This is a genomic window from Chitinophagales bacterium (assembly GCA_017303415.1).
Taxonomy (GTDB): Bacteria; Bacteroidota; Bacteroidia; order Chitinophagales; family Chitinophagaceae; genus SpSt-398.
The window spans coordinates 269,077-295,057 of the sequence record JAFLBJ010000001.1; the positions used below are offsets into that span (position 1 = coordinate 269,077).

Sequence of the window (25,981 nt, forward strand, 5' to 3'; positions counted from 1 at the left end):
TTCCCCAAGCCCAATCTATTTTATTGTCTATTTCTTTTTAACCGGAACAAGATCGGTGTCCCTTAATGGGATCTGACTGTCCCTATCTCAAATTATTTTAATCCATGAAGATGTTTTATTCCTTGCTTATAACACTCGTGACTTTTACCTCAGCCTGTAAAAAAGAGGCTCAGCCTGAATTCCTACCCGGAGATAAAGGAGAGCTGGTACTCGAGTTTGATAATATCGTTGGTGGAACAGACCTGCAACTGAATACCGGAGTATATACCAATGCTGCCGGAGAAGAATTTAAAATAAGCATGCTGAACTATTATATCAGCAACATTGTACTCACCAACGAAGATGGAACTACCTATACCATGCCCCGCGATAGTAGTTATTTTCTGATCAAAGAAGAGAACCCAAGCCGGGAGATCGAACTGGGCAATGTGCCTGCTGGTAACTATACCGGCATCTCCTTTCTGCTGGGTATTGACAGCACCAAGAATACAGCACCAGTGGGCGAACGTACTGGTTGTCTTGACCCCGCTGGTGATGGCGCGGGTATGTACTGGACATGGAATAGCGGTTATATCTTCCTGAAAATGGAAGGTCCCGCCGATGCGGCCACCAGTGCGGATAAAAAATTCCGCTACCACATCGGTGGCTTTGGTGGTTATTCTTCCACAACCATCAATAATATCAAGAAATTCAACCTCGCTGTACCTGCCGGATCCAGGGCAGAAGTGAGAAAGGACAAAGCCCACGGACCAGTTATCCATATCCTGGCCGATGCCGCAAAAGTGATGAATGGTTCAACCAATGTTAGCATTGCCGCCAATACCACGGTCATGTTCAGTCCCTATTCGGTGAATATCGCCAATAACTACGCGGGCATGTTTAGTGTGGATCACGTGCACAATGATTGATCTTATTCGTGCCCCGTCCCGTTATCTGACGAGACGGGGCTATTTAAAAATTTCTATCATGAGACCGATCATTCAATCAAGGATATTTCAGGTGCTGACCATATTGGTGGGGTTGGTATTAATGGGAGCTGCCTGTAGCAAGAACGGCACCGAGGCCCTGACGCCCATGCCCCTGAAGATTCCTTCCAATTTTCCGGCTGCCACCTATGCACTTGACCGAAACCCGATCACAAAAGAAGGCTTTGAATTGGGCAGAAAACTTTTCTATGATGGCCTGCTCTCCCGCGATGGCACCATCAGTTGCGGAAATTGTCATATTCAGGGAAGTGCCTTTACCCACCATGGACATGATGTGAGCCACGGTATTGATGATCGCCTGGGTGTACGGAACTCACCGGCCATCATGAACCTGGCCTGGAACCGTTTCTTTTTTTGGGACGGCGGCGTATTCGACCTCGACCTTCAACCACTCGGTCCGATCGAAAACCCGGTAGAAATGGATGAACATATGCCCAATGTGATCACTAAGCTGAAACAACACAAGGACTATCCGGCCCTTTTCAACCGCGTATTTGGTCCAGGGGAAATTAATGCGGAAAAAATGCTAAAGGCTCTTTCGCAATTCATGTTGCAATGTGTGAGCGCAGAGTCAAAATACGATAGGTATATCCGCAATGAAGGCGTACAGTTGACAACGGATGAACTGGCCGGACTAACCATTTTTAAACAAAAATGCGCCACCTGTCACAGCACCGATCTCTTTACAGATAATGCCTTTCACAACAATGGCCTTATACCTGCCTGGCTCAACGATAGTGGCCGTTTTCGGGTTACCCTGCAACCACAGGATATGCACCTCTTTAAAACACCGAGCCTGCGCAATGTGGCCAAGACCGCACCTTATATGCATGACGGACGATTTCTGAATCTCCAGGCAGTGCTCGATCATTATAGCAGTGGCATACAAAACAGCCCAACACTCGACCCGTTATTGAAACCCAATGGCCTTCCCGGCTTACCTTTGTCGGATACGGAAAAAGCGCAACTGATCGCCTTTCTTCAAACGCTGACAGATGATGCTTTTCTCCGCAACCCAACATTGGCTGAACAATAATTTTTTTAAAAACAAAAAAGAACACACATGAAAAAAGCCCTTTTGCTGATCGCTGCCTTTGGATTTGTTTTACTTGCCCAGGCTCAGAAAGCTACCTGGAAAGAAATGGAAGATTTTCACCATGTCATGAGCCCAACCTTCCACCCTGCGGAAGAGAATAACCTGGAGCCCTTGAAGAAAAATTCCGCCGACCTGCTGGCAAAAGCACAAGCCTGGCAAAATTCCACTGTTCCTGCTGGTTTTAAAGCCGATGTTACCAAACCGATCTTGAAACGATTGGTAAAACAATGCAAACTCGTCAACAAATCAGTAAAAGCCGGTAAATCCGATGCTGAACTGAAAACATTGATCACCACCGCCCATGACATTTTCCATGAGATCACGGAAAAATGCAGGGAGTAATTAAATTATTAAAATGAAAAAAATCACGTTCATTCTCTTCCTCGGTATGGCATTTGGCTGCAACAATGCCGATAAGCCCGCCATGAAGGAAGACCATTCCAAACATAACATGGCCAGCCAGAACCTGGACGGCTATGCGGATAGTGTAAATGCCGGGTTGATCACCGATGACACCCTGAAGGGAAGCCCTCACCGGGTAGTGATGAAAAATATCGCCGGTTCACATGTACATGTGGAATATGGCTCACCGGGTGTTAAAGGAAGAATCATCTGGGGTGGATTGATTCCATTTGATCAGGTTTGGGTCACCGGGGCACACTCCGCCACCCAGATCAGCTTTAGCAAGGATGTCCTTTGGGGTGGTTCTCCTGTTCCGGCAGGTACCTATGCATTCTTTACCATCCCGGGCAAAGAAGAATGGACCGTGATATTGAATAAAAATTTTGAACAACACCTCGCCGATGAATACAGTGAGCAGGAGGACCTGCTCCGTATCAAGGTAAAACCCACCACCTTGACGGAACAGGTACCCCGGCTCACGTATTCGTTGGAAGCAGATGGCCCGGAGAGCGGAGAACTGATCATGGCCTGGGAAAAAATAGCGATCCATGTCCCTATAAATAAGAAAGGATAGCTATGAAAAAATGGTTCGTGCTCGCTGTCCTTCTTTTTATACTAAATGAGGCCAGCGCCTGTGAAATATGTGGCTGTTCTGGTAATGGATATCACCTCGGTATCCTTCCTCAATTCAAAAAGCATTTTATCGGGCTGAGAAATACCTATCGGGTGTTCAATTCCCAACACCTGATATCGGAACAGCTACATATACTGGGTAAAAAATCGGTGGAATATTTCAATACCACCGAAATATGGGGGCGTTACCAGGTTGGTAAAAAGACGCAACTTTTTGTGCTGGTTCCCTATAATTCATTTACCCAAAAAGAAGAAGGATTACCCGCGCAAAAAGTACAAGGATTGGGAGATATCAGTATTCTGGCCAACCGCATCCTGTTGACCAAAAATGCAGGGAAGATGGATAAACTCCAGCAGACCTGGCAGGCCGGCGGAGGAGTTAAACTACCTACCGGAAAATATGATTCCGACAACAGCGATGACCTCAATGCCAGCATGAATGCCGGCACCGGAAGTCTCGATATTCTGCTGAATACGATCTATACCATTCGGTACAATCATTTTGGGTTAAATGCAGATGTGGGGTATCGCATCAACACAGCCAATACCGATGAATTTCGCTATGGCAACCGGATCACAACCGGGGCCAGGCTTTTTTACTGGAAAAACCTGGGCCGCGCCATGAAATGGTCCATTCTTCCCAATGCAGGTATCCTGTATGACCGGTCGGCGAAAGACTACCACCATCAGGAGGAACAAACCTATAGCGGTGGAAGCATTACCAACTTAGTTGCAGGTACAGAGATCTATGCCGGAAAATGGACACTGGGCGCTTCCTGGTTTCATCCGCTGAAACAGGAACTGTCAAAAGGTTTGGTAAAAATGAAATCACAGGTTACGATAAATATGGCCTGGGTATTTTAAAAAAATAAAAACAAAAACGATGATTAAAAAGATAGCATACACCATCATGGCCTCCTGGCTATTCATTGCCTGCAATAATGGAACAGATCATTCCGGACACGAAGGGCACAATACCAGTATGGAACCAAAAACAAAAGAAGATTCGCTGTACAAAGATGTCATGGATGGCCACAATGAAGTAATGCCAAAAACAGGTAAGGTAAAAGGATATATTGCTCTGGCTCAACAACAATTGGATTCGCTTAATAAATTGCCCGAAAAGGCCAAAGCCGCTGCATCAGGTTACAAAGCAACCCTTGATAGCCTGATCGCCGAACTGACCACCGCCAACCAATCCATGACACAATGGATGGATGAATTTGTTCCGGATTCATTGTCGGAAGAAGTGGAAAAAAGGATCGGCTATCTCGAATCAGAAAAAGTGAAGGTGGAAAAAGTGAAGTCGAATATCCTGGGAAGTTTGGAGAAGGCGGAGAAGCTATTTGGAAAGAAAGAATAACTAGTTCACCGCAGAGAACATGAGAAAGCTGCTTTCTCTTGTTCTCTGCGGTGAATATCACTCCTCCTCAATCGCCGCCATCGCATGATCGATAGCCTGACGTAAGGCAGCAAAGATCTCATCTACAGATCCCTCACCCTGAATGGGTTTGAATTTCTTGTGTTTTTTATAATATTCAGCTACGGGCGTAGTTTCATTGCTGTACACGGCAAAGCGTTTCCGGATCACGGCTTCATCACTATCATCACTCCGGCCAGAGGTTTTACCTCGGTTAAGGAGACGGGACACCAATTCTTCTTCAGTTACCTCCAGCGCGAGTACCTGCCGGATATTTGTCTTGCGCAGGTCAAGCAGTCTGTCAAGGGCCTGTGCCTGGGCAACAGTACGCGGAAACCCATCAAACAAAAAGCCGGGAGCGTCTTTGTGTTTATCAAAAAAGGAGTCGACCATACCGATCACTACTTCATCGGGAACGAGCTGGCCATTGTCCATGAACTTCTTGGCCTCAAGACCAAGCGGGGTCTTTTCCCTGATCTCCTCGCGGAGGAGATTGCCAGTGGAGAGATGGATAAATCCATACTTTTCTACAAGTCTTTCAGATTGAGTGCCTTTGCCACTGCCCGGAGGGCCAAATAAAACCAAATTAAACATATGCGGTTGCCTGGTTGCGTGAACGACAAATATAACGGTCGAGGAGGAGAAAACCAATCGAACCCTATTTACGTACATTTGTTAAACATTACATGAAGCCGATACGGACATACTTTTTACTTTTTTTGCTGACCCCTTTTTTTCAGCAATGCAGTTATTCTCAATCATCCACCGCGAAAACCCCTACCATGGACAGCACTGATAAAAAAAACCCGGCCTATTCCCGTACCGATACCAGCAAAGTGACCATCAGCGATGAAGAATGGCAGAAAATGCTCCCTAAAGAGGTTTATTACGTAGCCCGGCAAAAGGGCACCGAAAGACCCTGGACCAGCAAGTTTGAAAAGTTCAGCGAAATTGGCACCTACTATTGTGCCGTTTGTGGCAATGCCCTTTTTAAAAGCGATACCAAATTTGAAAGCGGTTGCGGATGGCCCAGCTTCTACGAACCCATCAGCAAAGGCAGCATCATTTATACCCCCGATCACTCACACGGTATGACACGCACCGAGGTACAATGCGGTCGTTGCAAATCTCACCTCGGACATGTTTTTGAAGATGGTCCTCCCCCTACCGGATTGCGGTATTGTATCAACGGCGTAGTTCTCGACTTTGAAAAAGCAAAAGAAGCGGAGAAAAATTATTCGGAGAAGAAGGAGCAGTGAGTGGGTGTTGGATGACAGATGACGGATGACAGATGACAGAGGCTTGCTGTGCGAGACCTCTGGTCTCGCACCATTCTCCCGTCGCCTCTGGCGACAGGCATTTAAGCGCTAATTCAAATATTAAATGAACTAAACTCGAGTCGCCAGAGGCGACAAGACAATCGTGCGAGACCAGAGGTCTCGCACAGCAACCTCCCCCATCCAACATCCAACATCCAACATCCCTCCTCCGTCATCTGTCATCCGTCATCTGTCATCCAACACCCAACATCCAACATCCGTCATCTGTCCCCCCACCCCCCACCCATAAAACTCTTTTCCCCCAATCCCCTATTTTAAGTAAGTTTAAGACCCAAAACTACCAAGCAATGAGAAAGATCCTATCGATCCTGACCATCTCCCTTTTTGTTATTTCTACTACCCAGGCGCAAAAAATAAGCCTGGCTGATTTTAAAGGCTGGAAACCCCGCAATATCGGGCCTGCCGGTATGAGCGGTCGTATTACCGCCATCGATGCCGTAGCCAACGATCCCGAAACAATTTATCTGGGTGCCGCCTCCGGTGGTGTGTGGAAGACCACCAATGCCGGAGCCAACTGGACCCCTGTATTTGATGACCAACCCATGCTGAATATCGGTTCCGTCGCCATTCAACAATCCAATCCCAATGTGATATGGGTGGGAACCGGGGAGGGAAACCCCCGCAACTCCATGAACCTGGGTGGGGGTATTTACCGTTCGCTGGACGCCGGTAAAACCTGGAAAATGATGGGCCTGGAAAAAACCATCTGTATCCACCGGATCGTGATCGACCCCAATAACCCCAATGTAGTATATGCCGGTGCTATCGGTAACCCCTATGCCCCTCACCCGGAAAAAGGGGTATGGAAAACCACTGATGGTGGAGATACCTGGAGCCAGATCCTGAAAGTGAATGACAGCACGGGTTGCGCAGACCTCGTGATCGACCCCTCCAATCCCAATAAACTCATTGCCAATATGTGGCAGTTTTACCGGACACCCTACAGCTCAAAAAGTGGAGGCCCCGGTAGCGCCTTGTATATCACGGTAGATGGTGGCCGTAACTGGAAAAAACTCACTAGCAAGGAAGGCCTGCCCACAGGTGACCTTGGACGAATCGGTATCGCCTTCGCCCGCAGCCTGCCCGATCGTGTGTATGCAAAAATCGAAGCATCTAAAAATGGTTTTTATAAAAGTGATGATGGCGGGTTCACCTGGCAGCTCGTCAATAGCAATGCCACGGAGGTGACCGACCGCCCCTTTTATTACCAGGAAATCTATGTGGACCCCAAGAATGAAAACCGCATTTATGATATTCACTCCACAGTCACCCTGAGTGAGGATGGAGGAAAATCCTTTTCTACCCTCATCCCTTATAGCGGCATTCACCCCGATCACCATGCCTGGTGGATCAATCCCAATGACCCTAACTTTATCGTTGAGGGAAATGACGGCGGTATTGGTATCTCCCGTGATCGGGGCAAGACCTGGATCTTTGATGAAAAAATTCCCGTTGGTCAATTCTATCATGTGAATGTAGATAACCAGACCCCCTATCGGGTCATGGGTGGTATGCAGGACAATGGTAGCTGGCATGGACCCGGCTATAGCTGGAGCTCGGGTGGTATTCGCAACTATGATTGGGAGAATGTAGGCGGTGGCGACGGATTTGATGTTATGCCCGACGCGGAAGATCCAAGCTGGGTGTACAGCATGAGCCAGCAGGGAAATGTGGGCCGCCGCAACTGGAAAACCGGTGAAAGCTGGTATATCCGTCCGGTGGCTGCCGATACCTCCATCAAACTTCGTTTTAACTGGAACTCGGCAATCGCTCAGGATCCATTTGATAAAAAGACCATCTACTTTGGCAGCCAGTTCGTACACAAAAGCACCAACAAAGGAGCTGCCTGGGAAATGATCTCCCCCGATCTGACCACCGACAACAAAGAACAACAGAAACAAAACGAAAACGGAGGTTTGACACTCGACATCACCGGTGCTGAAAATTATAATACCATCCTGGCCATTGAACCCTCTCCCGCTGAAAAAGGCGTGATCTGGGTGGGAACCGATGATGGAAATGTTCAACTGACTCGTGATGGCGGTAAGACCTGGACCAATTTCCGGGGAAAGATCCCCGGAATGCCCGTCGGTGCCTGGGTCCCTCAGGTAAAAGCCTCGCGTACCAATGGCGGCGAAGTATTCGTCGTAGCCAATGATTACCGCCGGGGTGATTTCAAACCCTATATCTTCCGTACGACCGATTATGGTAAGACCTGGACCAGATTGGTAGATGAGAAAAAAGTAAAAGGCTATGCGCTCTGCGTATTGCAAGACCCCACAGAGAAGAACCTGATCTTTGTTGGCACAGAACATGGGCTCTGGATCAGTTTTGATAATGGGGCCAGTTTTGAACAATGGAAAAACGGATACCCCTCTGTTTCTACCTATGATCTCGCCATACAGGAAGCCGAGGCCGACCTGGTGATCGCCACGTTTGGACGCTCACTCTGGGTGCTGGACGATATTCGTCCGCTCCGCAAATTGGCAGCCAACAATGGCAACAAACCCACAGCCCCCATTACCGCTTTTGCCGCACCCATAGGCTGGCAGGCATTTTATAAATCACCCGCCGGATATGAGTGGAGTGTGGATGGAATCTGGGATGCAGAAAATAAAGCCCGTGGAGCCGCCATTTCTTTTTATCTCAATAAACCAACCCGGACGACCCCGGCAGCGGCACCTGCCACAGAAGCAGCTCCCACAGCACCCATGATGCGCCAGGGAGGCGGTGGAGGAGGTGGACGCGGACAGTTTGGTGGTGGTGGTGGCCGAGGTGGAAACCGCGGCGATACCGTGATGGTGCGGATTTATAACGCAAAAAATGAATTGGTACGCAACCTGCGTTGGATGGCTGATTCGGGCTTTAACCGGATGTATTGGGGTATGGAAGAAAAAGGGTTCCGTCAACCCGGTGGACCCAAACCTGCACCAGGCTCTCCCGAACCCGGAGGTATGTCCGTTGATCCCGGAACCTACAAAGTAGTGTTGAACTATGCCCGCACATCGGATAGTGTATGGGTGGAGGTTAAAGCTGACCCACGTGCAGACAGAGATCCATCTGTTATTGCAGCTCAAAAGCAAATGTTTACCCGTCTTCAAAAATCATCCGACAAACTCAATGATGTATTGGACCGGATGACAGAAGCGGATGAGGCCTGTAATAAAATGAATGCCCAATTGAAGGACGTAAAGGGCAAGGAAGCGGATACACTCCGTAAAGCAACCAGTGCCATTCAAAAAGAGATCACGGCCTTACGCGAGCGTATTTCAGGTAAAACAGATTCCCGTCAGGGATTGACCCGCTCATCAGATGTAACAGTCCTGAATATGTTGCGGAGCGCACGCCAATACATCGCCGCCAAACCCGTAGCACCAGGAAGCACCGAAGAAGCACTGACCGTAGCCGCTGAAAATGCTGTCAACACGATCGTAAGAGATGCCAATACGCTGTTTACTGGCAAATGGAAAGAATACAAAAAACTGGTGGAAGAAACCAAGATCGAATTGGTGAAGGAGTATAGGGAGTTGTAGTTTGTGGGATGTTGGATGACAGATGACGGATGACGGATGACGGATGACGGATGACGGAGGTTGGATGATGGATGTTGGATGTTGGATGTTGGATGACAGATGACCGATAATGATTGTCTTAAGGCTAATGAATTTAAGCCGGACTTCCGACCCCGGACCTCCGTCATCCGTCATCTGTCATCTGTCATCCGTCATCCAACATCCGTCATCCGTCATCTGTCATCTGTCATCCAACAACCAACCTCCAAACCCCCAAATCGGCTATCTTTGCCGCATGAAACTATCTCAATTAGCCGAAACACTGATCGGGTCGGAGATTGTGAAGCTGGGAGGAGAAATCCGCGAGAAGATCAGACAGGGAGAAAAGATCTATAATTTCACGGTGGGTGATTTTGACCCCTCCATTTTTCCTATTCCAACGGAATTAGAAGAAGCGATCATTGATTCCTATCGCAAGCATTTTACCAACTACCCCGCTGCCGATGGCAACCTCGACCTGCGGGAAGCTATTTCGGCATTTAGCCGGGAAAGACAAAAACTGGATTATTCCCCCAAGGAAATATTAGTCTCCGGAGGCGGACGCCCACTGATCTATGCAGTGTACCGCTCCGTTTGCGATGCCGGCGAAAAAGTGATCTATCCGGTGCCTTCCTGGAACAATAACCACTATACGCATTTTGTACAAGGCAATCATACGGTGATCGAAACCTCGGCCGAAACGAATTTCATGCCTACGGCCTCCGCCATTCGCCCTCACCTGGATGGAGCCACCCTGATCGCCCTTTGTTCACCCCAAAACCCTACCGGGACCACCTTTCGTAAAAAGGAACTGGAGGATATCTGTGACATGGTACTGGAGGAAAATGCCAAAAGAGGCGATGATGAAAAAAAGCTCTTTCTGATGTATGATCAGATGTACTGGCACCTTACCTATGGAGATATCCGTCACTATGACCCGGTATCACTGCGCCCGGCGATGCGGGAATACACCATTTTTATTGATGCGATCAGTAAGGTATTTGCCTCTACCGGTGTGCGGGTAGGTTGGGCCATGGGTCCCGAAAAGGTTATGGCCAAAATGCGCGCCATCCTCACCCATGTGGGTGCCTGGGCACCAATGGCTGAACAAAAGGCCGTAGCAAAATTCCTTCCCAATGCAGGGGCCATTGACAAATTTCTCCAGCATTTCCGTACCGAACTATTGGAAAGGCTGCATCGTATTCACGCCCATTTTATCGCCATGAAAAAAGCGGGGCTCCCGGTAGATGCCATAGCCCCCGAAGCAGGGATCTATCTCACTATACAGATCGATGCGGCCGGCAAAACAACCCGCGATGGAAGTCTGCTCGCCACCCAGGCCGATGTTACCGCCTACCTGCTAAACCAGGCGCGGCTGGCCGTGGTCCCCTTCTATGCCTTTGGCGCCAGCAATACATCCTCCTGGTACCGGTTAAGTGTTGGCACCTGTAAAAAAGAAGAAATTGATGAAATGGCGGGAAAATTAGAGCAGGCGTTAAGGGAGCTATCCTGATAAAAAGTTAATAGCAAACAGCTATTAATTCTTATTCAACAGAAAATAAAACGGCTTTAATTCAGACTGGCGGCGGACGCGTAAGATCTTGCTTTTACGTTGAGTGATGCGGGTATTGGCCACTAACTCATGGGCCTTGCAGAAACGATCATCGTGAAAGGAGTATTTCAATAACCGATTGATACCGGCTACTTCCAGTTCCAGTTCCTCTTTGCTCATTAAAGCTGTACGCAAGAGGACAAGCAGTTCCCTGTTTACTCTTTTCATTGGTTCGTTACAATCGATGTTTCAATATCCAACCATGCCCTTTTTATTGGGGCATCCGCAATCACTACCCTTCGCTTTGGATGTGTAATAATTGCGTTGACAGCCTGATGCTATGATCATTCCCATCAATAACACGATTAACCAGATATTGTTTCTTCGCATCATACTAAGATTTCTAAATTAAACTATTTTCGGTTCAAATTAGTATGTTTTTGACCGATGGATGAAAAATTTAACTCCGATCAAAGGGGCACAAAAACCGTGCTGGTCGCCCCGCTCGACTGGGGCCTCGGTCATACTACCCGTTGTATCCCAATTATTAATGATTTATTGAATAGTGGAAACCGGGTAATCCTTGCGGGAAACCCCGTACAACAGCAAATTTTCGCTACCGAATTTCCCGGCCTGGACTGTATCCCACTGGAAGGCTATGGAATCCGTTATGGCCGGGGTAAATGGAACACCATATTCAGACTTATCACCCAATTGCCAAAACTAACCCGCGCGATAAGCCGGGAAAATGCCTGGCTTAAAGAGCAGGTAAAAAATAAAGGGATTGATATGGTCATTTCCGACAATCGGTATGGCCTGTATAACCCGGCCATTCATTCCGTGATACTCACTCACCAATTAGCGATTAGGCCTCCCTGGGGAAAGTTGGGAATGGGTTTGTTGCAAAAATGGAATTACCGTCACCTGGAAAAGTTCAACGCATGTTGGGTGCCTGATTGGGAGGAGGAAATGGCATGTCTGGCCGGTGAACTCTCGCACCCGCAAAAACTACCCGCGATTCCCCTGCGGTACATCGGCCCGCTCTCGCGGTTTACATACAATGCGGCGGTACCTGAAACCAATCGCCTGCTCATCATCCTGAGTGGACCAGAGCCTGGTCGTACAATATGGGAAGAAAAGTTAATGCGTGAAATCGCAGCCTATACGCATCCCATCACCTTGATCAGGGGTTTACCTCGGGGAGGAAAACCGCTAACCTCATTTCCCCACTTAGAGGTGTTTGACCATTTGCCTGCGCATCAATTACAAACAGCGATCGAAAAAGCGGAGTGGATAATTGCCCGGGCAGGGTATAGCACCATCATGGACCTGACAACCTTGCAAAAAAAAGCGATCCTTATTCCTACCCCGGGACAAAGTGAACAGGAATATCTGGCAAACTATTTACAGAAGAAAGGAATTTTTTTTAGCGAAAGGGAAAACTCATTTTCACTAAAAGACTTCTTTAATAAATCAGTCCGCTAGTTTGGGGTAATCGAAGAAAAGGAATTCTTTCTCCGCCTTCTGATATTCCTTCCATTTCTCCGTGTGTATCTTCACGGCAAAGATGCCACAGGTGGGCATGTTGTCGAGTCTTGTGCGTGTAAGGGAATTGACAAAATCGGTAATACCAGGGTTATGGGAAAACAATGCAATTGTTGAGAACTCATCCGGACATTCATCTACCACTCTCCGGAAAACATCCGGCGTGGCATGATAGAGATCGGGTTCTTTGATTATTTTTTCGGGTTCCAGATCAAAGGCCCGGGCAAAGAATTCTGCCGTGGTAAATGCCCTTTTAGCCGTACTTGAAATAAAAGCATCAATCGGCATCTGACGCTTCTTCAACCGCTCTGCCATACGCGGGGCGTCTTTCAATCCCCGCTCATTCAAGGCACGATGAAAATCCCCCAGACTGGGAACCGACCAATCGCTTTTGGCATGCCGTATAAGCAGAAGCGTTTTCAAATTTCTTATTTCTTTAATACCCTCTCACATCCTTACCCTCATAATAATTCATAAAGGCTTTATTCACCACCTTATTCCCACCCGGAGTAGGATAATCACCGGTAAAATACCAATCACCCAAATTGCCAGGGCAAGCTGCGTGCAACGACTCAATGGTTTGGAAAATAACCTGTACCGGAATGGTAAGTCCGACAGGAGTGATCAATTGCGCGATCTTATTGGTGATCTCTTCGACAGTAAACAGCGAATAGATGCGCTTTACGAGATTTTCTTCATGGAGTTTATTGCTGCGCAAACGTTCGCGACATTCATCATATGTACGTTTCATCTGGTCTTCCATTCCTCTTTCTTTGATCAGGGAAACGACAGCCTGAAAAGCGACAAAATCACCCATTTTACTCATATCGATCCCATAGCAATCCGGAAACCGTATCTGGGGGGCGGAAGAAACAATGATGATCTTCTTGGGTTGCAGGCGGGCCAGCATACGTACAATGCTTTCCTTGAGGGTAGTTCCGCGTACGATAGAGTCATCCATCACCACCAGGGTATCCACGCCAGGTCTTACGGTGCCATAGGTGATATCATACACGTGCTGCACCATTTCATTCCGGCTACTGTCCTCGGTAATAAAGGTCCGCATCTTCACATCCTTGATGGCGATCTTCTCCACCCGGATACGACGCGTGATCATCTCCGTAAGTTTCTCCTCATCATACTCTCCTTTCCAACTAAGTATCCGTTCAACCTTTACTTTATTGAGAAAGAATTCCAATCCTTTTTGCAAACCGAGAAACGCCGTTTCCGCGGTATTGGGAATAAAGGAGAAAATGGTATTCCGCAGGTCATTATTTACCGCAGAAAGTACCTGTTCGCTCAGGTTATACCCCAGCGCCTTTCTCTCTTTGTAAATCTTTTCGTCACTGCCGCGTGAAAAGTAGATCCGCTCAAAACTGCAGGCCTTTCTTTCCTTTGGCTCAAGTATTTGAGTAACCACCGCATTTCCGAGGGGATCAACGATGAGTGCCTGACCAGGCATAAGCTCCTTTACGACATTCTCCCCCACATTGAAAGCGGTGCGAATGGCTGCCCTCTCCGAAGCTGCTACTACCACCTCATCATCCATATAGTAATACGAAGGCCGGATACCATGGGCATCACGGAAAACAAATCCGGTGCCATCACCGGTCATGCCACCCACGTGAAACCCTCCGTCAAATAAAGGGACCGCCTTCTTTAATACATTCTTTATATCAGGGGCAGCGGGTGATTCCTCATCCGCCTTGCACAAAAACGTGTACATCACTTCGATCATCGCCGCCAGATCACTGAACCGCTCTGTTTCATTGGGTTGTTTACCTATAATGGCAAACAACTCATCGGTATTGACAAGATTGAAGTTTCCCGCCAGTGCCAGGTTGCGGGAAGGAATTGTATCGCGGTTGATAAAGGGATGACAGTATTCGAGTTTATTCTTTCCCTGGGTACCATAGCGAAGATGGCCCAACAGGATCTCTCCCAGAAAACGAACATGGCCTTTCATCAGACCGGGATGGTTGCGTATATCGGGGTGGTAACGTTCCAGTTCCTGTATCTCTTCGCCGATTTGGCGAAACAGATCGGCTATGGGCTGATTGGCATTGGACCGAATTCGGTGAAGAAAGGGGTAACCAGGTTCTGTATTGAGTTTGACCGCCGCGATCCCCGCCCCATCCTGCCCGCGGTTATGCTGTTTCTCCATCAGGAGGTAGAGCTTGTTAAGGCCCCAGGTTACGGTGCCATACTTTTGCTTATAGTACGGGAAGGACTTGCGTAATCGAATGAATGCCAAGCCGCATTCGTGCTTGATGGAATCGCTCATTATTTTGCCCCTTGTAAAGGAACGGCGAAGTTACGGAATTTTAAAACGCTTTTTTGGCTGAAGCTTCGGCCCATTTTTTCACCTGGTCACAACCCTTCATGTCATCGGCGATCATGAGATAGTAGGTGGGAATTCGCTTCATCAGCCATTTCTCCAATTCGAGTTGTTTCTTTTCTTCCAAGGCGGCCTGTGAGATACGGCTATAATCATCCCGCAGGTTAAGTACGTGCGGTTCAGTGCGGGATTTATAATAAACAATGCGTACAGCTTTCTTTCCATTCTCCTCATACACAACCGGCTGTGAATATTCCCCCACTTTCATCTTGCTCAGCATCAATACCAGGTCTTTATCCAACTGGTCAATGGTCACAAAAGAAGATCCATCACGACCAAGGATACAAGGCCCCTGAAACTTAGCCGACTCATCTTCGGTATTCTTGATCGCTGCTTCGGAGAAACTGCTTGTACCGGCAAGGATACGGGCACGGATCGTGTCTAATTTATTGACGGTTTGTTTGATCTCTTCATCGGTGGGAATTGGAATCCGAAGGATATGACGCACAATGGCATCATCTCCATTTCGCTCTACCAATTGCATGATATGGTAGCCAAATTTGGATTTAAAGGGCTGACTGATCTCTCCTGGTTTCAGGCGAAAGGCCATGGCCATAAAGGACGGATCCCAGGCTCCTTTTTCATTTCTGTTCAGTTGATACTCCCCTGCTCTGTCCTTACTTCCGGGGTCTTCAGAATAACGGCGGGCCAGGGTTTCAAATGTGGCCATCCGGGTCTCAAGCTGCCGCTTGTAGTTATTCAATTCATCAATGATGTATTTCTCCAGGTCACGGTTCGCACGGGGGTACTGAATGATCTGGCAGATCTCCAGTTCGGATTCAAAATAAGGCAGACTGTCCTTGGGAATACGGTCATAATAGGCTTTCACCTCATTGGGTGTAATGTGCACATTCTCCACGATCTTCCGTTGCATGGCCTCCGCCAGTTTGTTCTCGCGTACAGATTCACGGGCCTCGTCTTTGATCTGATAAATCGTTTTACCCGCGATCTCTTCCAATACCTGCTGTGAACCATACTGACGGATGAACATCCGCACCCGCTGATCCAGATCGGCTTCCACATCTTCATCACTCACGGGCAAAGAATCCTTCTCCGCCTGTAACATCAATACTTTAGATATAAGGGCCTGCTCCATGATCGAACATTCCGCACCGGCAGGAATTTCACGACCCTGACGCTTGGCATCGTCAATGGTGTTCTTGATATCCGAATACAGGATGACCCTGTCTCCCACTACCCCAAGAATCTTATCCGCCACAACTTTGTATTGCTGCGAAAAGGAAACCAGCGTAACACACACAGTAACCAATAACAAAAGGGTCTTTTTCATGAATCAACTATTTTACCAAAATCAAAAGTAAAGGCCTGCTTTTCGAGAGAGGCTTTTATGGGGGATTTTTAACAAAGAATTAGTTTTAACGTGAGACGTGAATCGTGAGACGTGAGACGTGAGTAAGAAATTACTTATACTCACGATTCACGACTGACCTCTCACGTCTCACGACTGACGCCTCACGTCTCACAACGTCCTCTTCACTTCCTCCTCCTCATACGCTTCCACCACATCGCCTACTTTCACGTCATGGTAGTTTTTGATGGTCAAACCACATTCCATACCTGACAGTACTTCTTTCACATCATCCTTAAAGCGTTTGAGCGAAGCGAGTTCGGCGCTGGCGCCTTCGCCAATGGGGTAGACCACGATACCATCGCGGATCAGGCGGACCTTGGAATCGCGTTTGATCTTTCCATCGCGTACAAAACAACCGGCCACAACGGCCTTGTCGAATTTGAACACTTCGCGTATTTCCACATTGGCCACGATCTTTTCTTTGACGGTAGGTTCCAACATCCCTTCCATCGCGCTCTTGATCTCTTCGATGGCGTTATAGATCACCGAATAGGTCTTGATCTCAATGGCTTCCTGATCGGCCAGTCGGGCCGCTTGCAGAGAAGGTCTTACATTAAATCCAAGGATGATGGCATCGGAGGCGTTGGCAAGGGTCACATCGGTTTCGTTGATCTGACCAACGGCCTTATGGATCACTTTTACCACGATCTCTTCGGTGCTCAATTTCTGCAAGCTATCACTCAGGGCTTCCACAGAACCGTCCACGTCACCTTTGATGATCACGTTCAATTCTTTGAAATTACCCAGGGCCAGGCGGCGACCGATCTCATCCAGGGTGATATGTTTCTTGGTCCGCATACCCTGCTCACGCAGGATCTGCGCACGGCGGTTGGCCACTTCTTTGGCCTCGGACTCGTCTTCGTACACTTTGAATTTCTCACCGGCCTGTGGGGCACCGTTCAAACCCAGGATCAGGGCAGGAGCAGAAGGGCCAGCTACATCGAGCTTTTTGTTACGCTCATTGAACATTGCTTTCACGCGTCCATAGTACTGACCGGAAACGATCAGGTCACCAACTTCCAATGTACCATTCTGTACCAGGAGTGTGGCCACATAACCACGGCCTTTATCAAGGGTGGCTTCAATGATCGTACCGCTGGCTTCCCGGTCGGGATTGGCTTTCAGGTCGAGCATTTCAGCTTCCAGCAATATTTTTTCCAATAAAAGATCTACGTTCAGTCCCTTCTTGGCGGATAATTCCTGACTTTGGAACTTACCTCCCCATTCTTCTACAAGAATGTTCATGCCGGAGAGCTGTTCATAAATCTTCTGCGGATTGGCACCATCCTTATCGATCTTGTTCACGGCAAAGATCATGGGAACACCTGCCGCCTGCGCGTGGCTGATGGCCTCGCGGGTTTGGGGCATCACCGCATCATCGGCTGCTACAACGATCACCGCAATATCCGTCACCTTCGCACCACGTGCACGCATCGCCGTAAAGGCCTCGTGACCGGGTGTATCAAGGAAGGTGATCTCTTTTCCATTGGGCAATTTTACCTGGTAGGCTCCAATGTGCTGGGTGATACCTCCGGCCTCACCGGCAACCACATTGGCACTCCGGATATAGTCAAGCAAAGAGGTCTTACCATGGTCAACGTGACCCATGATGGTCACGATCGGGGAACGGAACTGGAGCTCATCTTCTGTATCCTCCTCATCATCCTCCTCCATTTCCATTTGTTTCTCCATATCGATGAACTCTACCTGGAAGCCAAATTCTCCGGCTACCAGCTCGATCACTTCCGCATCCAGTCGCTGGTTGATGGATACCATGATACCCAATCCCATACACTTGCTGATCACTTCGGCAAAGCTTACATCCATCAGGTTGGCCAATTCGCTCACGCTGATGAACTCCGTTACCTGCAGGCGATGATCATCCTCCATTTCTCCCATGGACTCGGCCATTTCCTCACGCTTCGCCTTGCGGTATTTTGCTTTCAGGCTCTTGCCACGCCCACCGGCGCCGGCCAGTTTAGCCTGAGTCTGCTTGATTTTTTCCTGGATCTCTTTCTCGTCGATCTCTTTTACTTCCCGGCGACGGTCACGGCGTCCGCCAGAAGTGGCCCCACCACCATGTTGTCCGGGACGTGTACCGCCTTTATTATCCACCCCGGTGCGGCCAAAACGACCATCTTTCCGGTCCTGACCTTCGTCTTTCTTCCCTTCATCCTTCTTCTCAATGGGGATACGTTTGCGTTTGCGTTTTTCGTCTTTCTTCGGACGTGTATCGCTGTCCACCGGCAGATCGATCTTACCCAATACTTTGGGTCCTTCGATCTTTTGTGCGCGGATATTTTCTACAACAGGAGGTTGATCAGATACGGGCTCTTCTTTTTCTACCGGCTTCTCGGCCACCGGCTCTGCTTTCTCTGTCTTCTTCTTCGTAACAGGTTTCTCGGGCTTTTCTTCTTCTTTTTTCTTGATCCCTTTCTTTGGACGTGTTGAAGAGTCGATCGTAGAAAGATCGATCTTGTCCACCACTTTGGGGCCTTCGATGCTTTCGGCCTCCGCCTTCACTACTTCTTTCTCTACAGGGGGTTCTTCGATCTTTACTTCGGGTTGTGGTTCTACCTTCTCTACCGGTTTTTCCTCTACGATCTCCACGGGTTTCTCCACCACAGGCTCTGCTACTTTCTTCTCTTTAACAGGCTTCGCCTCTTCTTTCTTGATCGAGAGGTCTTCTTCCTCCCGCTTCTTCCGGCCTTCGGCACTGCTGCCCTTCGGAAGATCGATCTGATCGCTCTTCAGCTTGGCTACCTTATCGCTTTGGAACTCCTGTTGCAAAGCACGGTACATGTCCTCCGTAAGTTTAGCGGTAGGCTTCAGTTCATTTTTGTCAAATCCCTTCCCCACCAAAAAGTCCACCAGCGTGTCCTTACCGATGTTGAACTCTTTGGCCGCGGCCATTAACCTGGGTGTTGTTGTTTCTGCCATTCCAATTTTTTGTTTATCAAAGATGAAGCCTACTTTGTACTACATAGGCTTATTCTTTATCAAATTCTTCTTTCAATACCTTGCGTACTTCCTCAATGGTTTCACGCTCAAGGTCGGTTCTTCTTTCCAGTTCTTCCATGGTCAGATCGAGTACACTCCGCGCGGTATCACAACCTACGCGTTTGAACTCATCGATGACCCATGTTTCGATCTCATCACTAAATTCATCCAGATCGATATCAAATTCTTCAACTTCGCCTTCATTATCGCGGAACACATCCAGTTCATATCCGGTGAGTTCGCAGGCCAGTTTGATGTTCACCCCGCGGCGACCGATGGCCAGGGATACCTGGTCAGGCTTCAGATACACATTGGCATGTTTGCCCTCATTGTCGAGGTCCATGCTGGTGATCTTGGCCGGCGTAAGCGAACGCTGGATCAGAAGTTGAATATTATTGGTCCAGTTGATAACGTCGATATTCTCATTCTTCAACTCACGTACAATACCATGGATACGGCTTCCTTTCATACCCACGCAGGCACCTACGGGGTCGATACGGTCGTCGTATGATTCCACGGCTACTTTGGCACGCTCTCCCGGATCGCGAACGATCTTCTTGATGACGATCAGGCCGTCAAAGATCTCCGGCACCTCGATCTCCAGCAGTTTAGCCAGGAATTCGGGGGAGGTACGGGAAAGGATGATCACCGGGCTGTTGTTCTTCATGTCCACTTTCTTCACCACCGCACGGATACTCTCTCCTTTTTTGAAATAATCCTGCGGGATCTGCTCGCTCTTGGGAAGGATCAATTCATTGCCTTCCTCATCGAGTAAGAGAATCTCTTTTTTCCAAACCTGGTAAACTTCTGCGCTGATGATCTCACCCACACGTTCACCATATTTTTTAGCCAGTGCATTCTTTTTCAGGTCGCTGATACGGCTGGCCAGGGTCTGCTTGGCTGCCAGGATCGCGCGACGTCCAAAATCATACATATCCACCTCTTCATATAATTCTTCACCAACCTCAAAGTCAGGTTCAATTTTCACAGCATCCGTATAGGCGATCTGTGCCAGGGGGTCTTCCACTTGTCCATCTTCTACAATGGTCCGGCGGCGCATGATCTCCAGGTCACCCTGCTCGGCGTTTACAATGACGTCGAAATTCTCATCGCTCCCGTATTTTTTACGAAGGAGGGTCTTAAATACGTCTTCTACCACCTTCATCATCGTCGGGCGATCGATGTTTTCCGCATCCTTGAATTCCTGGAATGCCTCAATTAGATTTATACTTGCCATACTGCATACTGTTTACGTGAAAAGGTTAAAATGTAACTTGAATTTTTGTTGTTTTTATATCAGAAAATAAAATGCTGTGCCGTTTCAACTCCTTCCCGGCCTTGGGACTTTTTCCGGGCTTTTTAGCCGGCTGTTCCTCCAAAACCACCCCGTCTTCCCCTACCTCCACCAAATTGCCGGTCACAATGCGACCGTCCGTCAACACCACTTCGGCCAACCGCCCCTTGTTCTTGGTATATTGACGGTACATTTTGAGGGGTTCATCCACACCGGGAGAGGATACCTCAAGCGAAAAATCATCGCCGGGAAACAAACCCGATTCTTCCACTTTTTTATAGAGCGAGCGGTTGATGGAGGCAAGTCTGCCAATTCCAACTCCTTGATCTCCATCTATATATACTCTCACATTATTGGTGGGCTTAATACGTACGCTGACCAGGAAAAGGTCCGTTTCGGAGCCGATCAGCTCACCCACCATTGTCTCTAAAGTCTTTATTTGTTCGTCCAAAGTCATAGTTCCGGGAAAAGAAGAAGGGAACGAATCCGTTCCCTTCTGTTTGTCTTTACGCTGGGGCAAATGTAAGGAAAAATATATCACAAAAAAAGAAAAACGTCAGCCGTGAAACGTGAGACGTCAATCGTCAGTCGTGAGAGGTGAGACGTCAATCGTGAGGCGGGAATCGTCAGTCGTGAGACGTGAATCGTGAGATGGGCCCTCACGACTTACGATTCACGTCTCACGCCTCACCTCTCACGCCTCACGTCTCTCACCCCCTACTTCATGCCGAACCCCACTTCCTTCACATTCCGTGAATCTGTTCCGATAAACAAGGTAAACTCCCCGGGTTCAGAAATGTACCGCAATTGATCGTCGTAAAAACGAAGATCCTTTTCAGTAATCGTAAACTTCACTTCGCGTGATTCACCAGGCTGAAGATGTATTTGCTGAAACCCTTTTAATTCCTTCACCGGACGTACAACCGAACCCACCAGGTCACGGATATACAACTGAACCGTTTCGGTACCCGCCACATTCCCGGTATTGGTTACGGTGATGGTAGCTGTAAGTGAGCCGGTTTTTGTAAAGGAAGGGGCGCTGAGTTTAATTTCGCTGTACGCAAACTTTGTATAACTCAATCCATAGCCAAACGGATAGGCCGGATAAAGAGAAAGATCGGTATAGGCGGAACGATAAAACCGATCGCTGTCATTCTTCGCCGGACGGCCGGTATTATAATAATTATAGTAAATGGGAATCTGCCCTTCAGAAAGCGGAAAGGTCATGGGCAATTTGCCTGAAGGATTATAATCGCCAAACAATACATCGGCAATGGCATCACCCGCTGTAGTACCCAGCCACCAGGTATAAAGAATGGCGGGCACATGCTCACGGGTCCAGTTGAAAACAAGCGGACGACCGGCACTGATCAATACCACCATGGGTTTACCGGTGGCATGCAGGACTTTGACCAATTCTTCCTGTACACCGGGCAGGTGAATATTGCTCCGGCTCTTGGCTTCACCGGTCATGTCGCGTGCTTCCCCAATACTAAGGACAATAACATCTGATCGTTGTGCAATGGCAATGGCTTCGGCAAACCCGGCAGTAGAACTGTCGGTGATACCACAACCCTGTGCATATAATAATTGGGTAGCGGGTTTGTCGATCTTTCTTTCAACAGCCTCCCATATGGAAGAAATGCGGGTACTATCATCCGGCCAATCATAACTCCAGAAACCCAAATGATCACTTTTGGCTTTGATAAAGGGCCCGATCATAGCGATCCGTCTGATCTCACTATCCTTATGGCTTTGTTTTGCCAAGGGGAGTACATTCTCATTTTTTAATAACACTATACTCTTGCGTGCCATATCAAGGGCCGCCTGGATATGATCGGGATTATTCCACTGCTCTTTCTCCCGTTCTTCACTGGAAAAACGATAGGGATCATTAAACAACCCCATCTCAAACTTCTTCCGCAGAATTCGGCGAACCGCATCATCCACCACTGTCATCTTCACCTTTCCTTCGCGTACCGCTTTGGCCAGGTATTGAATATAGCTCCGGCTTTCCATATCCATATCGCTACCGGCATTGGAGGCCAGTATGGCGGCATGAGCATTATCACGGGCATAGCCGTGGGGAATCATTTCCCCGATACTACCCCAGTCACTCACCACAAAACCTTTGAACTTCCATTGTCCTTTGAGGATATCACGTTGCAATAACTTACTTGCAGAAGCCGGTATGCCGTTGATATCATTGAATGAATTCATATAGGTGGCCACCCCTGCTTCAGCAGCCGCCTTAAAGGGAGGGAGATATACTTCGTGTAATTGCCGCAGGCTCATGTCCACGCTATTGTAATCGCGCCCCCCAACAGCCGCTCCATAGGCGGCAAAATGTTTGGCGCAGGCCATTACCGCATCGGTATGACCAAGGCCTTTCCCCTGAAACCCTTTTACCCTCGCCACTGCGATCTTTGAACCCAGCCAGGGATCTTCACCAGCGCCTTCCATTACCCGTCCCCATCTGGGATCACGGGCAATATCTACCATGGGGGCAAAGGTCCAATGAACACCCGCAGCGGATGACTCAATAGCCGCTATACGGGCCGAACGCTCGATGGCAGCCAGGTCCCAACTGGCGGCTTCAGCAATGGGTAAAGGGAAAATAGTGCGGTAGCCATGTACTACATCCTGTCCAAAAAGCAAAGGGATCTTTAACCTGGATTTGAGCGCCAGTTCCTGCAACTCGCGGGTGCGTTTGGCCCCGGTTACATTGAGCATGGAACCCACCTTGCCTTCTTTTACCTGATCGAGGAGTTTATCATCATTCGTCAGCGGACCCGTCGCTCCCCAGGGACCATTGTACTGGTTCATCTGACCTACCTTTTCATCGAGGGTCATCAACCTGAGGACAGAATCTACTTTTTGGTCAATGGTCTTGGTTTGCGCAAGGCCCACAAAAGGAAGAAAGGCTACAGAAATGAAAAAAATACACTTATTCATTGTGCTAATGTTTTAAAACCACAGAGGCACAGAGAAACAGAGTTGGTTTTTTCAGTTGATCCATATCATCCCTGATAGCAATGAATGGGTCCTCAAAATTCTCTGTGTCTCTGCGCCTCTGTGGTTAATCTTCTTAGATATTTTTACTTCACCCAATTCACACTCTTCATCTTCACCTCCTTCGAATTCCCACCAATCATGATCTGAAACTCACCCGGCTCCCAATCATATTTTAAAATATAGTTGTAGAACTTCAGGTCTTCCGGAGTAATGGTAAACGTAACTGTTTTGCTTTCTCCTGCTTTTAATTCAACTTTTTGGAATCCTTTCAGCTCTTTCATGGGCCGTGTCACTGAACCTACCACATCGCGGATATAAAGCTGCACCACCTCTTTTCCATCCAATTTGCCACTATTGGTCACCGTTACACTGGCTGTCAGCTTCTGGTTGCCCTTCAGGTTGGTGCTGCTTACCGTAACATCGCTATAGGTAAATTGTGTATAGCTAAGTCCGTATCCAAAAGGATATACGGGATCATTGGAAACATCCAGGTAATTGGAACGGAATTTGGAAAACCAGCCCCCTTCAGCAAGTGGACGACCGGTATTCTTGTGATTATAGAAAATAGGAACCTGTCCTACATTCTGCGGGAAGGTCATATTCAATTTTCCCGAAGGGTTTACATCACCAAACAATACATCGGCAATGGCATACCCTGCTTCGCTACCGGGGAACCATACATTTAAAATAGCCGGTACATTTTCCGATTCCCATTTGATGGCCAGGGGACGACCAGTGAACAATACCAACACCACTGGTTTACCGGTTTTTAATAAGGCCATCAACAATTGGCGTTGTGATTCGGGGATTTCAATATTGCTACGGCTGCTGCTCTCACCACTCATTTCAGATGCTTCACCCAGGGCGGCAACGATCACATCGGCTTTGGCAGCTACATCAAGTGCCTCTTTGATGATCTCTTCAGCCGGACGGTTATCACGCTGGAGGTTTTTACCAAACATACCCGCTCTTTCTTCAAACTTGGGATCATGATCCAGGTTGGAGCCTTTGGCATAAAGTATATTGACCTTATCCCCTACTACTTCTTTCAAACCCGCCAGAATGGATGTGGCTTTGGAAAAATTGGCGGCTACACTCCAGGTACCGGGCATATTTTCTTTGCTGTCGGCCAGAGGTCCTACCAGTGCGATGGTACCTGATTTTTTAAGGGGAAGAATATTGCCCTGGTTGCGAAGCAACACAAAACTTTGGGCGGCAATGCTACGGGCTTCTTTACGATGGGCATCAGTGAAGATCTCGGTTTGGGCACGTGTATCATCACAATATTTGTATGGATCCTGAAACAATCCCAGTTTGTATTTGGCTTCCAGAATGCGGCGACAGGCCAGATCGATCTGGGCCAGGGTCACTTTTCCTTCTTTCAGCGATTGCTTGGTGGTGGTCAACAATCCTTCGCCCACCATATCCATATCAATACCGGCCATCAGGGCGCGGGCAGATACGGTTTTCAGGTCACCAATACCATGGTCTACCATTTCATTGATGCCTGTATAGTCGGTCACGACGAATCCATTGAAACCCCATTGTTTTCTCAATACATCCGTAAGCAGCCATTTATTTCCTGTGGCAGGAACTCCGTCAATTTCATTGAAACTCGCCATTACCGAACCTACCCCGGCTTTAACGGCTGCCTGATAGGGAGGAAAATACTCGTTGTACATCCGGATACGGCTCATGTCAACCGTGTTGTAATCGCGACCGGCTTCACCGGCACCATACAAGGCATAGTGTTTTACACAGCTCATGATGGTATTGTTCTTTGACAGGTCTGAACCCTGATAGCCTTTAACCATGGCCGCGGCGATCTGTGATCCGAGATAGGCATCCTCACCGGCGCCTTCAGCGGTACGACCCCAACGGGGGTCACGCGAAATATCCACCATCGGGGAGAAGGTCCAGTTAATGCCATCGGCACTGGCTTCAATGGCGGCAATACGCGCACTGCGTTCCACCAGGCTCATATCCCAGGTGGCGCTTAAACCCAGAGGAATAGGAAATACCGTTTCGTATCCGTGGATCACATCCATACCAAAGATCAGGGGGATCTTTAATCGGGATTCTTCCACCGCTACTTTTTGTACATCACGGATCTTGGCGGCGGATTTAATATTAAAAAGTCCACCCACTTTTCCTTCTCTGATCTTACGACCGATATCGGAGCTTTGGGCCTGGCCTGTTACAATATCCCCACTACCAGGAAGGTTGAGCTGACCGATCTTTTCGTCAAGGGTCATTTTCTTCATCAGGGCATCGATGAAGGTTTTCATTTTGGCATCAGTGGCCGACTGGGCCATTACACGCTGGCTGTTGATCATCAGAAAGGCCAAAAAGAAAAAGACTGCTTTTTTCATCTGCT

General features: G+C 48.2%; 21 protein-coding genes. 10 read left to right on the forward strand and 11 right to left on the reverse strand.

The window, feature by feature from the left end; translation table 11 throughout:
- Nucleotides 1-104 precede the first annotated feature (104 nt).
- The 6 genes from J0M30_01105 (at nucleotide 105) to J0M30_01130 (ending at nucleotide 4,480) form a co-directional block, all read left to right on the forward strand.
- A complete protein-coding gene (locus J0M30_01105; protein ID MBN8666068.1) occupies nucleotides 105-908 on the forward strand; it encodes a hypothetical protein in 804 nt (267 codons plus the stop codon).
- 70 nt (nucleotides 909-978) lie between these two features.
- Nucleotides 979-2,022 carry a c-type cytochrome gene (locus tag J0M30_01110; protein MBN8666069.1) on the forward strand — a complete coding sequence of 348 codons (1,044 nt, stop codon included), beginning with the start codon at nucleotides 979-981 and terminating at the stop codon, nucleotides 2,020-2,022.
- A gap of 27 nt (nucleotides 2,023-2,049) precedes the next feature.
- Entirely contained in the window at nucleotides 2,050-2,424 is a 375-nt protein-coding gene (locus J0M30_01115; GenBank protein ID MBN8666070.1) for a hypothetical protein, read from the forward strand.
- Nucleotides 2,425-2,437: 13 nt separating this feature from the next.
- A complete protein-coding gene (locus J0M30_01120) occupies nucleotides 2,438-3,058 on the forward strand; it encodes a DUF2911 domain-containing protein (GenBank protein ID MBN8666071.1) in 621 nt (206 codons plus the stop codon).
- Nucleotides 3,059-3,060: 2 nt separating this feature from the next.
- On the forward strand, nucleotides 3,061-3,981 hold the full coding sequence (locus J0M30_01125; protein ID MBN8666072.1) for a hypothetical protein: 921 nt from the start codon (nucleotides 3,061-3,063) through the stop codon (nucleotides 3,979-3,981).
- A gap of 19 nt (nucleotides 3,982-4,000) precedes the next feature.
- A complete protein-coding gene (locus J0M30_01130) occupies nucleotides 4,001-4,480 on the forward strand; it encodes a hypothetical protein (GenBank protein ID MBN8666073.1) in 480 nt (159 codons plus the stop codon).
- 57 nt (nucleotides 4,481-4,537) lie between these two features.
- Here the strand turns inward: J0M30_01130 and J0M30_01135 are convergent, their stop codons facing one another.
- Complete coding sequence (locus J0M30_01135; GenBank protein MBN8666074.1) at nucleotides 4,538-5,131, reverse strand: adenylate kinase; 594 nt, start codon at nucleotides 5,129-5,131, stop codon at nucleotides 4,538-4,540.
- A 92-nt stretch (nucleotides 5,132-5,223) separates the two neighbouring features.
- Between J0M30_01135 and msrB the strand changes: the two genes are divergently transcribed.
- From msrB to J0M30_01150, 3 genes are all read left to right on the forward strand, one after another.
- Nucleotides 5,224-5,796 (forward strand): peptide-methionine (R)-S-oxide reductase MsrB, encoded by a 573-nt coding sequence (gene msrB / locus J0M30_01140; protein ID MBN8666075.1) that lies wholly within the window; start codon nucleotides 5,224-5,226, stop codon nucleotides 5,794-5,796.
- A gap of 368 nt (nucleotides 5,797-6,164) precedes the next feature.
- Nucleotides 6,165-9,410, forward strand: a complete 3,246-nt coding sequence (locus J0M30_01145; protein ID MBN8666076.1) for a hypothetical protein — start codon at nucleotides 6,165-6,167, stop codon at nucleotides 9,408-9,410.
- Nucleotides 9,411-9,684: 274 nt separating this feature from the next.
- Entirely contained in the window at nucleotides 9,685-10,941 is a 1,257-nt protein-coding gene (locus J0M30_01150) for an aminotransferase class I/II-fold pyridoxal phosphate-dependent enzyme (protein ID MBN8666077.1), read from the forward strand.
- Between the two features lie 24 nt (nucleotides 10,942-10,965).
- Here J0M30_01150 and J0M30_01155 read toward each other — a convergent pair whose 3' ends face one another.
- Both J0M30_01155 and J0M30_01160 read right to left on the reverse strand, forming a co-directional pair.
- The gene (locus J0M30_01155; GenBank protein MBN8666078.1) at nucleotides 10,966-11,208 is read right to left on the reverse strand and encodes a hypothetical protein; all 243 of its coding nucleotides are present in this window, start codon (nucleotides 11,206-11,208) and stop codon (nucleotides 10,966-10,968) included.
- Between the two features lie 21 nt (nucleotides 11,209-11,229).
- Nucleotides 11,230-11,373 (reverse strand): hypothetical protein, encoded by a 144-nt coding sequence (locus tag J0M30_01160; GenBank protein ID MBN8666079.1) that lies wholly within the window; start codon nucleotides 11,371-11,373, stop codon nucleotides 11,230-11,232.
- A 54-nt stretch (nucleotides 11,374-11,427) separates the two neighbouring features.
- Here J0M30_01160 and J0M30_01165 point away from each other — a divergent pair, with 54 nt between their 5' ends.
- Nucleotides 11,428-12,465 carry a glycosyl transferase family 28 gene (locus J0M30_01165; protein MBN8666080.1) on the forward strand — a complete coding sequence of 346 codons (1,038 nt, stop codon included), beginning with the start codon at nucleotides 11,428-11,430 and terminating at the stop codon, nucleotides 12,463-12,465.
- Here the strand turns inward: J0M30_01165 and J0M30_01170 are convergent.
- The 8 genes from J0M30_01170 to bglX form a co-directional block, all read right to left on the reverse strand.
- On the reverse strand, nucleotides 12,454-12,948 hold the full coding sequence (locus J0M30_01170; GenBank protein ID MBN8666081.1) for a histidine phosphatase family protein: 495 nt from the start codon (nucleotides 12,946-12,948) through the stop codon (nucleotides 12,454-12,456). The two genes, J0M30_01165 and J0M30_01170, sit on opposite strands and share 12 nt — an antisense overlap.
- A gap of 13 nt (nucleotides 12,949-12,961) precedes the next feature.
- Nucleotides 12,962-14,809 (reverse strand): amidophosphoribosyltransferase, encoded by a 1,848-nt coding sequence (locus J0M30_01175; protein MBN8666082.1) that lies wholly within the window; start codon nucleotides 14,807-14,809, stop codon nucleotides 12,962-12,964.
- A 40-nt stretch (nucleotides 14,810-14,849) separates the two neighbouring features.
- Nucleotides 14,850-16,214: a peptidylprolyl isomerase gene (locus J0M30_01180; GenBank protein MBN8666083.1), complete on the reverse strand. Its 1,365-nt coding sequence runs from the start codon at nucleotides 16,212-16,214 to the stop codon at nucleotides 14,850-14,852.
- A gap of 189 nt (nucleotides 16,215-16,403) precedes the next feature.
- Complete coding sequence (gene infB, locus J0M30_01185) at nucleotides 16,404-19,235, reverse strand: translation initiation factor IF-2 (GenBank protein ID MBN8666084.1); 2,832 nt, start codon at nucleotides 19,233-19,235, stop codon at nucleotides 16,404-16,406.
- Nucleotides 19,236-19,284: 49 nt separating this feature from the next.
- Complete coding sequence (gene nusA, locus J0M30_01190; protein MBN8666085.1) at nucleotides 19,285-20,532, reverse strand: transcription termination/antitermination protein NusA; 1,248 nt, start codon at nucleotides 20,530-20,532, stop codon at nucleotides 19,285-19,287.
- 25 nt (nucleotides 20,533-20,557) lie between these two features.
- Nucleotides 20,558-21,046 carry a ribosome maturation factor gene (locus J0M30_01195; GenBank protein MBN8666086.1) on the reverse strand — a complete coding sequence of 163 codons (489 nt, stop codon included), beginning with the start codon at nucleotides 21,044-21,046 and terminating at the stop codon, nucleotides 20,558-20,560.
- 260 nt (nucleotides 21,047-21,306) lie between these two features.
- Nucleotides 21,307-23,544, reverse strand: coding sequence for a glycoside hydrolase family 3 C-terminal domain-containing protein (locus J0M30_01200; protein MBN8666087.1), 2,238 nt, complete (start codon nucleotides 23,542-23,544; stop codon nucleotides 21,307-21,309).
- A 143-nt stretch (nucleotides 23,545-23,687) separates the two neighbouring features.
- The gene (bglX, locus tag J0M30_01205; GenBank protein MBN8666088.1) at nucleotides 23,688-25,976 is read right to left on the reverse strand and encodes a beta-glucosidase BglX; all 2,289 of its coding nucleotides are present in this window, start codon (nucleotides 25,974-25,976) and stop codon (nucleotides 23,688-23,690) included.
- Nucleotides 25,977-25,981 lie beyond the last annotated feature (5 nt).